The organism is Rufibacter latericius (assembly GCF_003721515.1).
In the GTDB taxonomy this organism is placed as follows: domain Bacteria; phylum Bacteroidota; class Bacteroidia; order Cytophagales; family Hymenobacteraceae; genus Nibribacter; species Nibribacter latericius.
On record NZ_RJJD01000002.1, the window covers coordinates 325,903 to 338,101 of the forward strand.

Genomic DNA, 12,199 nt, shown 5'->3' on the forward strand with positions numbered 1-12,199 from the left:
CACCACGCCATTAATAGGATTTGGCGCTTTCTAACTGCCCAAATTTCTGATACATTACATCCATGGAAGGAATTTTTATTTTTGAAGCGCTGCTGGTCATCCTCATTATTGGGTACCAATGGCGCGTGTACCAGGCTAACCGAAAAAAGATAGAAGAGGTAGAGACGCTTTTTCCGTCAAAGGAGAACCTCTCGGTTACCCGGCGGCCCCTGAGTGCCAAAACAAGTTCGGCTTTACCGGAAATCACCCAGGACCAGCAATGGGACAAACTCCTATACGGCGAGGCTTTCCGGGAATTCTCACCCACCAACCCGGTGGTGAAAAGAATCATTGCCGTTGATTCAGAAGAACTGCACATTGAGGCTCAGAACGGCGAAACCCCTTTCTACACCATCAAGATTGAGAAGTTCAGACAACTCCTTCAAAACGGAAACATCTACCTGGTTAATGCCTTGGCCCCGGTTCTGGCTCCACCTCAAGAACAGGAAAGAGAGTCTGAGGTAGACCTGATTGAGGCAACTTCTCCGTCTCCCACTTTCCTGGAAATAAACCAGAGCACCAATGAATACCTCCGGCTGAACAAAGGAGCCGCCGCCGATTTCAACATCCTGAAGGATGTGGCCGAGCGCTACTCCGATTCTCTGGACAGTGAGGTTCAATCTACCATTGGCACACCTTTGTACGTGGGTTTGCTGGGTACATTCTCGGGTGTGATCCTGGGGCTTTCCAGCCTGGTTTGGACGGGTCTAACCAGTTCCGGCGAGGAGGGTTCTTCCTTTATCACCGACCAGAACATTCCTTCGTTCTTGTTTGGTGTGCTCATTGCTATGGCTGGTAGTTTCTGCGGTTTGCTGTTCACCATGATGGGGAACTATGCCCTCAAAAATGCCCGGACCCTCCGCGACCGGCGCAAGAACGATTACTATACTTTCCTGCAAACCCACCTTTTACCCAAGCTGAATTCCGATATGTCGGCAAGTCTGGGAAATTTGAAATCGGTGCTGGATTCGTTCAACAAAGATTTTCTGGACAAGATTTTGGGCTTCCGCCCGATTGTAGAGACCCTCACTGACAACATCAGCACACAGAAAGAATTCATCCAGAAGCTGGATCAGATTGGGTTCACGCAGATGGCCAATGCTAACCTGCAGGTGTTTGACAAGATCAAGGAAAGCGAACGGCTGTTCATGAATTTCCTGCAGTACCAAGAAGCGCTGAATGAATCGGTTAGGAAAGGGGGCGAGCTGACGCAGAACATCAACCAAGTGCTGAACCGTCTGACCAAGTTGCAGGAAGGCTTTGACCAGGTGCCCGGGTATCTGCAGCAGCACGATGAGTCCATTCAGCGGCAGATTCAGTTCTTCGCCCGTCACGAAGAGGAACTGGACACCATTGCTAACCGCACCGAGCAGTATTTTGACAAAGCGGCCCTAAAGCTTACCGACCTCATGCAAGCCCGATTGCAACATCAGGAACGCGATGCCCAGAATGCTTACGAGAAGTGGCAGGAGCATTTCAGGAGGCTGAACGAAGACAACCTGTACCAGCGCATCCTGGACTACATGCGTCCGTTCGAAAACCTGAACCCGCAGCAGGAAAACCTGAATCGCCAGCAACAGGATTTAGCCCAGGAACTAAAGCAAACGAACGAGCGGCTGCTCCGCAAGATCGATACGGATACTGAGATCCAGCAGAAATTACTGCAGCAATTAGCGGTACTCAACGCCAACGTGGAGAAAAGCATGGAACCAGGCGCCTTCAAAGCCGCTTTGGGTAAAATCTTCGGGACGGGGGCCAGCAACGGCCGGAAAGGGTAGAACGCCATGAACAAAGAAAACCAAGATTTTTTCTGGCCCAGTTATGTAGACCTCATGACGGCCCTGTTCCTGATCATGCTGGTGCTGTTTGTTCTCAGTTTTAAGTTGTTCACCGATAAATCATCTGAGAACCTCCGCAATATTGCCCGTTTACAGGTAGAGGTGCAGGAGAAACGCAAACTGGACGAGATCAAAGCAGCCCTTTCCCGGTTAGATAGCCGCTATTTCCAATATAATGAAAGGTACAAACGGCATGAGTTGCTGGTAGATGTTCTGTTTGAGCAAAGCAGCGCCACTATTCCGCAACGTTCCCTGGTTCCCTTGCGGAGAGCAGGGCAGGAACTGAGCCGTGTGGTAAACTCAGTAAAAGGGGCTGATGTCAAATACCTGATCGTGATTGACGGGAGGGCCGCCAGCTTTCCCCGGGGCGATGCGCGTAACGTCACCCAGCGCGAATACGCCCTTGAATTAAGCTACAAACGAGCCTTGGCTTTGCTGCAGTTCTGGAGAAACGCCGGTATTAAATTCCCGAAAGACAGGATAGAACTAATTGCCTCGGGCAGTGGCTTTGAAGGAGCAGGCCGTACCGGCGATGTTCGCGACAGAAGGTTCGTGATTCAGATTCTCCCCAAAGTAGGAACGCTGGAAACGAAAAACATCCGGTAGGTAGCTAAACCAGCTTTTCACAAGCTCCTTTATTTAACAGGAAGCCGCTGCAAAGATGTTTGCAGCGGCTTCCTGTTTTTAGTTTGTTTTGGCAAAAAGAAGCTTAAAATGCCTCAGCGAAGGAAAAGTAAATGTACATGCCTTGGTTGGAGAAAGCCACATCGCCGCGTACCACCATGCCTTCATTGTTCAGTTTGTAACGCAAGCCGCCGCCGCCGGCTAAATGGAACTCGTCAATGGCAAAATCGGGGATTCTTTTGGAGACCTGTCCGGCCCCTCCGAATACCGCTCCTCCAATTCGTCCTTTGATGGGAAAGCGGTAATCTACTTGCCCCACTATGGCGTCTTCATCCCGGAAACGGCCTTCCAGGAAACCCCGCATCACGTTCACGCCTCCCAGGGGTGCCAGGAACTGGAAAGGCGCATCCCCCACGGTAAATGTGAAGAGTCCTTGCACTGCCAAAACACCAGGACCCAACCCAGACATGTACTTCCGGAGGTCCAGCCTATACCGCGTGAAATTGTCTTCCCCTCCCAGGTACTTCCCGAAGAAAAGTGCAGAGAACTGATGGTACACCCCTTTAGAAGGGGTATAGACGTTGTTGCGGCTGTCTACCATGAGCAATGGTCCAATACCGGAGGCCAAAACCCCATCGCTCCCGATGATGGTTTTCTGGGCTAACTGACCTTCCGGTTCCACCTCGGGAATGGTTTCTTTTTTGAACTCGTACCGAGCCCCCAGGTAGACCTTTTTGAAAATCTGCTGCTCAAACTGCCCGAAGAAATTGATGGTGCGGCTGGTATAGGCCTCCTCCAATTCATCAGGGGTTTTGTTTCCTATCCCGAAGAAAAAATAAGGATAGTCGTTGTATTCCGCCTGGGCGGAAAGATGCTGGGCATTGTGTTTGCGCCAAACATCGGCCGACAGGGTAGTAAGAATTTGTTTGCGGGTGGTGTACACCAGGGTAGGGGAATATAGGTCCGGTCGGTCAGTGGGCAGGGTTCCCTTTGACTTGCGCACGTGCACTATTTTGGTCCCAAACCCGAACTGCGTCTCGGGGGTGTAATACGCTACCGGGTAGATGTTCCACTTCCGGTAAGCGGGTGCCACAGAATCTGGGGCAACAACCTCTTCAGTTGTTTGGCCAAAGGAGGAAAACCCCAAGGAGGTAAATACCAGTAGGAGTATCGTTTTTTTCAAAGGATTCTAATTTAAGGTTCTGCGCCTCTATACGTTATAAAAAGAAATTTATATGTATAAATACTTAATAACAATGTCCTTAAAGTGCGTTAGTCTGGCAAAACGTTAGGTATTTACCAGTTGACAGGTTTTTAGTCTTTCAGAGTTGGAACGGGTTTCCAGGCAATCCTTAGAAATCTGTTTTGCTCCAAGCTTCGGCTTTACTGGTAATCGTAAAGGAATTAAGGTGACCTTATCGCCTGTAAAAACTGTTTTAAACCTCTTTTTCTTAAAACCAGTGCAAACCAGAATTGTTCTGGCAAAAAGGAAAGGCTGGTTTTGCATTGGTTTAAGGAAATCGGCTCTTAAACTGGATTGTACATAGACCTTGTTTTCCCGAGGCGGGGCTTTGCCGATTTTTAAGTAGTTTTCCGGGATGAATGCGGAAGAACTGGTGGCAAGCACTGCCCAACATGTAGAAAATCTATTCTCTGGCGAAGGCTCCGGCCATGACTGGTGGCATATCAGACGGGTGTGGCAGAACGCCCTGTACATTGGCCGAAAAGAGCCTGTTGATGTAACGGTGGTGCAACTTGGAGCCTTGCTGCACGACATCGCCGATTGGAAATTCCACCACGGCGACGAAGAAGCCGGACCCAGGGAAGCTGAGAAATGGCTAAAATCCCAGAGCGCTCCAGAGGACTTGATTCTGAAAGTTTGTCAGATCATCCGGGAGGTTACGTTCAAGGGGGCCGGGGTGGATACCACGCCTTCCACGCTGGAAGCCCAGGTGGTGCAGGATGCTGACCGGCTGGATGCCATCGGGGCCATCGGGATTGGGCGGGCTTTTGCCTACGGCGGTCACAAAGGGCGCGAGATGTACCACCCAGGCAAGGAGCCGCGTTTACACGCTTCTTTCGAGGAATACAAGAAAAATCAGAGCCCTACGCTCAACCACTTCTACGAGAAGCTTTTCCTTCTGAAAGATCGGTTCACCACCAAGACGGGTCAACAACTCGCTCAGGAACGCCATGGCTATATGGTACAGTTTGTGCAGCGGTTTTTACAGGAATGGCACGGCGAGGAATTACCGCCAGCCGCCTTCATTCCCACAGAAACATCCGCCAAGAGTTAGTTTTGGTTTCAAGTACCTTTTCATGAACAAGAAGTTAAAAGCGGCCTTTTTGGGCATAGCTTTCTCGGGCGTCAGCACTATGGCCTTCGCCCAGCGCGATTACCAAAGCTACAGCCAGCTGACAATCCGCCTACAGAAACTGAGTGCCCGGTACAGCAAACTGGTCTCGCTCACCACCGTGGGCAAAACCGCCACGGGCAAAGAAATCTGGCTCCTGACCATGGGCCGCGATAACGCCGCGAACAAGCCCGCCATTGTGGTAGCCGCTGGCCTGGAAGGCACGCAACTAGCCACCACCGAACTGGCCGTACAAATGGCTGAGCAGATGCTGCTGGGCGCTGTTTTGCAGGACTCCGTTATGGAACTGCTGCAATCCAAGACTTTCTACATCTTTCCCAATCTTAACCCCGACGCCTCTGAGCAGTACCATGAAAAACTACGCTGGGAACGCCTGGGCAACGCTCAACCCATTGACGATGACCGGGATGGACGCATGTTTGAAGACCCCTATGAAGACCTGAACAAAGACGGGCTTATTACCATGATGCGGGTGAAAAACCCAACTGGTACTTTCCGTCCGGCCAAAGAAGATCCAAGGGTCATGGTGAAAGCCGATGTCTCTAAAGGCGAAAAAGGCGAGTACCTGCTGTACACCGAAGGCATCGACAACGACAAAGACGGCAAGTGGAACGAAGACCCCGAAGGCGGCGTGATGTTCAACCGGAATTTCACCTTTGATTATCCTTACTTTCAGGAAGGCGCCGGGGAGCACCCCATGTCTGAGCGAGAGACCAAAGCTTTCGCCGATTTCATGTACGAAGCCAAAAACGTGTACGCGGTCTTTCTTTTCGGACCGGCCAACACGCTTTCGGAACCCCTACGGTATGACCGGGCCAAGGCAACCAAGCGCATTGTGAGTGGTTTGCTGGAGAAAGACGCCGCCGTGAACGATCAGGTCTCTAAGCTGTACAACAATGCCACCCGTTTGAAAAATGCCCCCAAAGTGGCCCCTTCTCCCGGCGATGTATTGCAGTGGGCGTATTTCCATTACGGCAGGTTCAGCTTCAGCACGCCCAGCTGGTGGACTCCTAAACCAGAGTTGAGCAAAGATACCACCGGCGGAAAAACTCCGCAGGAACCCTCAGACCATGAAGATGTCAATTTCCTGCGCTGGGCCGAGGCCAATGATATTGCGGGCACCTTCGTGAACTGGAAACCCATCAAACACCCAGATTTTCCTGACCAGGAGGTAGAAGTTGGCGGCTTGGCTCCATATGTCAAGCAAACCCCGCCGGTGCGCCTGTTGGAGCCCATTGCCCGGAAACATTTCCAGTTTTTCTCCGCCTTCGCCAAATGGATGCCTTCGCTCCAGATCGTGAACATTTCCTCTGAGAAAGTGGCCGGTGGCCTCACCCGCATCACCGCCGACGTATACAACCAGGGATCACTTCCTACACATTCTGAACTTGGCGACAAGTCACGCTGGGTACAGAAGGTGAAAGTAACCCTGAAATTAAGCGACAACCAGAAACTAGTGTCAGGGAACCGGATTCAGTTGAGCAATGCCCTGGCGGGCGGTGAAAAGTTTCAAGTCTCGTGGTTGGTGAATGGAAAGGGTTATGTGTCCGTCATCGCCAACAGCCCCACCGCTGGTAAACAAACCAAAGAAGTGTTTTTACGCTAGTACCTGCCCATGAAGAAGAGAATCTTATCCATAGCCCTGCTTTCAATGGGTTTACTAGCCTCAGGCACTAAGGAAACGAAAGCCCAAACCCCTGATCAGGTTTTCAGGGCGGCCGGAACCCCACAAAACCCCAAAGTGACGGTGAGCTGGAACAGGTATTATGATTACGATGGCTTAACCGAAATCTGTGCCAAACTGGCCAAAGCCTATCCAGACTTGGTAAAGATGGAAACCATAGGGGATTCCTATGAAGGTCGTCGTATCTGGGCGCTTACCATCTCTGATTTCAAGACCGGAGACCCTGACCGGAAACCCGCCATGTACATTGACGGGAACATCCACTCAAATGAGATTCAGGGATCTGAGTTCGCCCTCTACACGGCTTGGTACCTGGTGGAGAATTTTCAGGACAACAAGTTCATCCAGGAACTGCTGCAGCAAAAGACGTTCTACATCCTTCCTACCATCAACCCAGATGCCCGGAATAACTTCATGCACAGCGCCAACAACGCCCATTTGCCCCGTTCGGGCATGATTCCGTTGGATGACGATGGCGATGGCCTGGTAGACGAAGACCAGCCCGATGACCTCAACAAAGACGGTCACATCACCTTCATGCGCCGCAAATCACCTAACGGCCGCTACATCATAGATCCGCAGAACCCGCTGCGCCTGATTCCGGCCAAACCTGACCAACCCGGCGAATATGAGTTGCTGGGCTACGAGGGCATGGACAATGATGGAGACGGCAAGGTGAACGAAGACCCACCGGGCTACTACGATCCCAACCGTGACTGGGCTTGGAACTGGCAACCTGATTACATCCAGCGTGGCGCCTACAAATACCCGTTCTCCATCCCAGAAAACAGAGCCATTAAGGATTTCGTGTTGCGCCACCCCAACATTGCCGGGGCGCAGAGTTACCACAATAATGGGGGCATGATTCTGCGTGGCCCCGGGGCCGAGGAAGACCAGAATACCTACAGCCGTGAAGACAACCAGGTGTATGACCTGCTAGGAAAATACGCTGAACAGATTATTCCAGGGTACACGTACATGGTGGTGTACAAAGACCTGTACTCCGCTTTCGGAGGTGAGTTGGACTGGTTTCATGGGGCAAGAGGCATCTTCACGTTCTCCAATGAGTTGATGTCTCCGTACCTACAGTTTGACCGCAAGGGCATCAGCGGGCAAGAACGGGAAGCGGAGCAATATGACTTCAACAAAATGCTGCTGTTCAATGATGCGTTCGTGGAGTGGACACCTTTTGACCATCCCACCTTCGGGAAAATTGAGATAGGAGGCTTCAAGAAGAACTACCCACGGGCGCACCCGGGCTTTTTGCTGGAAGAGGACGCGCACCGCAACATGGCATTCACGGTTTACCAAGCCTATCAACTGCCGCAATTGGAGATTCAGGAGGTAAGCACCAAAAAACTTTCGAACGGATTAACGGAGGTTACCGCGACCGTGGCAAACACCCGCATCATTCCCACACACTCCAGCCAGGATCTGAAATACCGCATTGAACGCCCTGACTACATTGCCCTCCGAGATTCTACGGTGGTAGCAGGCATGATCCTGGAAAACGCCGACCTTAATTTGGGCAAGGAACAGAAACTGAACCCCGCCAGATTGGAAATCCCTAACATTCCCGGCATGGGCTTCATCAAAGTGCGCTGGATTGTAAACGCGAACAAACCTAACCTTCAGGTTGAAATTGACAGCAGAAAAGGAGGGGTGGTCAGCCGCCGTTTTTAAGCTTATTTCTTTAAAACACCTCTAAAACAAGAAGGGCAGCCACATTGGCCGCCCTTCCTGTTTTGGTATGATCTGGTATTACAAGGTTTGGTAATAGGAGGCTACTTTGATTAAATCGGCCTCAGAACTCATGGACAGTTTCTGGCTGGAGATATACGCCTTCAGCTTATCGGCCTGATTAGGCAGCGCCTCCACCATGGACTTCTTGTTCAACTTTACCCGCTGCATTTTGCCGTTTGCTACCACGTAATAGTTGGTTTCGTTAACAAGCTCATCATAGGTCTGGCCAGCGCTGTAAGGTCCTTTGAAGTTGGCTTCCACTTTCTTTTTCGCAATTCTTTTCACCAGGGCCACTTTCCCGTCTTTACTGTCATGCAGCACGGCAAAGAACTCATTGGCTAAGGTGGGGTCAAACGCCTGCGCTTCACTGATTCTTCTGAACTCCAGGGGATTTCCGCCGGTAGGCAGATTCAAACTAAACGAGATCACCGGGGAGGTACTTATTTGCAGGGTGTCTTTAGAGTTGGGGGAAACGGCTACCAAAAGGTTTGAAAACACATCATACTTCAACTGAAGGTCTTTTATGATCTGGGTCTTACCCGTATTCCCAGCTTTCAACTCAATTTGTCCAGGAGCCCAGGCATCCATGAAAAAGGGACTACCTTTCAGGCCTTCGTACCGGTTGTCATACAAGCGTACGGTCGCTGAATTCCCTCCTGCAGCCAGTGCATCCAGGTTCATTTGCGCGGCGGCACCTAGTGGGGCATTGGTCTGCGAAAAAGCGATGGAGGCATCCATAAGGCCTAATGCAAGGAAAACGGTACCTTTTAAGGCAGGAATTTTCATAAATTCAGGTTAAACATAGAAGCAGGAACAATGACCAATATATACTTTTTCGTTGATTAATTAAATGAAGTTAAGCGGGTTTGTCTCTTCTGCTTTTTCAAAACGAAAAAAAAAATGACATTTTTACACCATGATAAAGTATGTAAACAAAAACGCCTTTTCCTTTTTTACCCTTGTTCTGGCTTTTTCAGCCCTTTCATGCCGCCCGGCTTGTCCCATTAATTCCTGCCAAACCCGCATGGTGCACCGCCACGGCGAGGGAGAGTACAGGGGTATGCCATGGTACAAAAAACAGAATCCCAGAATAGGGGAGAAGCTTCAGAAACCCTCCAAGGAAATGCAAAAAGAATTGGACGGAAAGAGTAGCCGTAAGAAGTCCAAAAATTAGCAAATCACTATCTTTTTTCGTAATTTGCAGGCTTATAAATAGTACTAATATTAAGCTCTATTGAAGTAAAATGGCAGAAAACGAGCGGATAATTCCCATCAACATAGAAGACGAAATGCGCGGGGCGTACATTGACTATTCAATGTCCGTAATCATTTCCCGGGCTCTTCCGGATGTGCGGGACGGCCTTAAACCAGTGCACCGCCGCGTGTTGTATGGGATGTCTGAATTAGGAGTTTCCTATAACAAAGCATACAAGAAATCGGCCAGGATTGTAGGAGAGGTTCTGGGGAAATATCACCCGCACGGTGACTCCTCTGTATATGACACCATGGTCCGGATGGCCCAGCCCTGGTCACTCCGGTACCCCTTGGTAGACGGACAAGGCAACTTCGGTTCCATTGACGGTGACTCCCCGGCGGCTATGCGTTATACCGAGGCCCGCCTCAAGCGCATCGCCGATGAACTTTTGGCCGATCTGGAGAAAAACACGGTAGACTTCGTTCCCAACTTTGACGACTCGCTCAAAGAGCCTAGCGTTTTCCCGGCGAAATTCCCAAACCTGCTGGTAAACGGAACCTCCGGTATTGCGGTGGGTATGGCCACCAACATGGCGCCCCACAACCTGACCGAGGTAGTGAACGGCACCATCGCCTTCATTGACAACCCAGAAATCACCGTGGCCGAGCTGATGAAATACATCACGGCTCCGGATTTCCCTACAGGTGGTATCATCTTCGGGTATGACGGTGTGAAGAACGCGTTTGAGACCGGTCGGGGCCGCGTAATCGTGCGTGCGAAAGCCGTTATCGAAACCACCAAGACCGGCAAAGACCAGATCATTGTCACCGAGATCCCTTACATGGTGAACAAGGCGGCTATGATTGAGAAAACCGCCGCTCTTATCAACGAGAAGAAAATAGAAGGCATCTCTGACCTGCGCGATGAATCTGACCGCGAGGGTCTGCGCATTGTATATGACCTGAAGCGTGACGCCGTTGCCAATGTGGTGTTAAACAACCTGTTCAAATACACCCAACTACAGTCTTCTTTCGGGGTAAACAACGTGGCTCTGGTGGGTGGCCGTCCGATGACGCTCAACCTGAAAGACCTGATCAAGCACTTCGTGGAGCACCGTCATGAGGTGGTAATCCGGAGAACCGAGTTTGAACTGGAGGAAGCCCGCAAACGCGCGCACATTCTGGAAGGTTTGCTTATCGCTTTGGACAACTTGGATGAAGTGATCAACCTTATCCGGGCATCGCGTGACCCTGAGGTTGCCCGTGCCGGTTTGATTGAGCGTTTCCAGCTTTCCGATATCCAAGCCCGTGCTATTCTGGAGATGCGTCTACAGCGCTTGACTGGTCTGGAGCGTGACAAAATTGAGAAAGAATACGCTGAACTGAAACAACTCATAGATTACCTGATCAATGTGTTGGCAGATGAAGGCCTCCGGATGGAAATCATCAAGCAGGAGCTTTCTGACATCAGAGACCGCTACGGTGATGAACGCCGCACCTCTATTGAGATGATGTCAAGCGACATCTCCCTGGAAGACATGATCCCGGATGAGAACATGGTGATCACCATTTCGCACGAAGGATACGTGAAAAGAACCCCATTGACCGAGTACCGCAGCCAAAGCAGGGGCGGGGTTGGTTCAAGAGGAGCCGCTACTTCCAAGCAAGACGACTTCACCGAGCACTTGTTCATCGCCAGTACCCACAACTACCTGCTCATCTTCACCGAGGCAGGGAAAGTATTCTGGTTGAAAGTATACGAGGTACCCGAAGGCGGAAAAACCACCAAGGGCCGCGCCATCCAGAACCTGATCAACATTGAGCGGGAAGACAAGGTACGCGCCGTAATCAACGTAAGCGGACTTAAGAACCCAGATTACGTGTTGAACAACTACCTGGTGTTCTGTACCGAGCAAGGCACGATCAAGAAAACGCCTCTGGAGGCTTATTCAAGACCAAGACAAGCCGGTATTCAGGCCATCACCATTAACGAAGGCGATCGCTTGCTGGACGTTCAGTTGACCAACGGAGCCAATGATGTGATCATTGCTTTGCGTTCTGGCCGTGCTGTAAGGTTCAACGAGGAGAAAGTACGTACCATGGGACGTACTGCCGCCGGGGTAAGGGGTATTACGCTGGCTGGCGAAGATGACAAAGTTGTTGGTATGGTTTGTGTACACAACCCAGATACCAATTTATTGGTGGTTTCTGAAAAAGGCTTCGGAAAACGCTCCTCACTGGAAGAGTACCGGATCACTAACCGCGGGGGTAAAGGGGTGAAAACCCTGAACGTCACCGAGAAAACCGGTCATCTGGTAGCCATCATGGGAGTTATTGACACCGATGACCTCATGATCATCAATCGTTCTGGTATCACTATCCGGTTACGGGTGGCTGATTTAAGAATCATTGGTCGGGTATCACAAGGCGTACGTTTGATCAGGCTGAACGAAGGAGATGAAATCTCATCGGTAGCCAAGATTGAGGTAGAAGACAAGGCGGAAGTAGTGCTGAATGAGTCTGACTTACCGGCATCGGAAGTTCCGCTTGATGAAGCTTTAAACCCGGAGGATTTGATTGACCCGATTGCCGAAGACGATGTAGAAGAAGAGGAAGAACTGGAAGACGATGTGATTGATCCGGAAACCTCCTCAGATCTTCTGGACCCGGATACGTTAAGTGAGAACTAATTTTTTATCCTT

Annotated in this window: 8 protein-coding genes; 6 read left to right on the top strand and 2 right to left on the bottom strand. The window is 50.6% G+C overall.

Features of this window, described 5'->3' with window-relative positions; all coding sequences use genetic code 11:
- The first annotated feature begins 62 nt into the window (after positions 1–62).
- Together EFB08_RS05330 and EFB08_RS05335 are read left to right on the top strand one after the other, a co-directional pair.
- Positions 63–1,817: a hypothetical protein gene (locus EFB08_RS05330; RefSeq protein ID WP_123125886.1), complete on the top strand. Its 1,755-nt coding sequence runs from the start codon at positions 63–65 to the stop codon at positions 1,815–1,817.
- Positions 1,818–1,823: 6 nt separating this feature from the next.
- A complete protein-coding gene (locus EFB08_RS05335) occupies positions 1,824–2,483 on the top strand; it encodes an OmpA family protein (protein WP_123125887.1) in 660 nt (219 codons plus the stop codon).
- Between the two features lie 103 nt (positions 2,484–2,586).
- Here EFB08_RS05335 and EFB08_RS05340 read toward each other — a convergent pair whose 3' ends face one another.
- The gene (locus EFB08_RS05340) at positions 2,587–3,684 is read right to left on the bottom strand and encodes a BamA/TamA family outer membrane protein (protein ID WP_123125888.1); all 1,098 of its coding nucleotides are present in this window, start codon (positions 3,682–3,684) and stop codon (positions 2,587–2,589) included.
- A 415-nt stretch (positions 3,685–4,099) separates the two neighbouring features.
- On the opposite strand from EFB08_RS05340, the gene EFB08_RS05350 reads away from it, so the two are divergent.
- The 3 genes from EFB08_RS05350 to EFB08_RS05360 are packed head-to-tail and all read left to right on the top strand — an operon-like array spanning position 4,100 to position 8,243.
- Positions 4,100–4,798 carry an HD domain-containing protein gene (locus tag EFB08_RS05350; RefSeq protein WP_123125890.1) on the top strand — a complete coding sequence of 233 codons (699 nt, stop codon included), beginning with the start codon at positions 4,100–4,102 and terminating at the stop codon, positions 4,796–4,798.
- A 22-nt stretch (positions 4,799–4,820) separates the two neighbouring features.
- Entirely contained in the window at positions 4,821–6,482 is a 1,662-nt protein-coding gene (locus tag EFB08_RS05355) for a M14 family metallopeptidase (protein ID WP_165864808.1), read from the top strand.
- Positions 6,483–6,491: 9 nt separating this feature from the next.
- Positions 6,492–8,243 carry a M14 family metallopeptidase gene (locus EFB08_RS05360; RefSeq protein WP_123125892.1) on the top strand — a complete coding sequence of 584 codons (1,752 nt, stop codon included), beginning with the start codon at positions 6,492–6,494 and terminating at the stop codon, positions 8,241–8,243.
- A gap of 78 nt (positions 8,244–8,321) precedes the next feature.
- Here the strand turns inward: EFB08_RS05360 and EFB08_RS05365 are convergent, their stop codons facing one another.
- Positions 8,322–9,089 (bottom strand): hypothetical protein, encoded by a 768-nt coding sequence (locus EFB08_RS05365; RefSeq protein WP_123125893.1) that lies wholly within the window; start codon positions 9,087–9,089, stop codon positions 8,322–8,324.
- 458 nt (positions 9,090–9,547) lie between these two features.
- Between EFB08_RS05365 and gyrA the strand changes: the two genes are divergently transcribed.
- On the top strand, positions 9,548–12,187 hold the full coding sequence (gyrA, locus tag EFB08_RS05375) for a DNA gyrase subunit A (protein WP_123125895.1): 2,640 nt from the start codon (positions 9,548–9,550) through the stop codon (positions 12,185–12,187).
- The last annotated feature ends 12 nt before the right edge of the window (positions 12,188–12,199 follow it).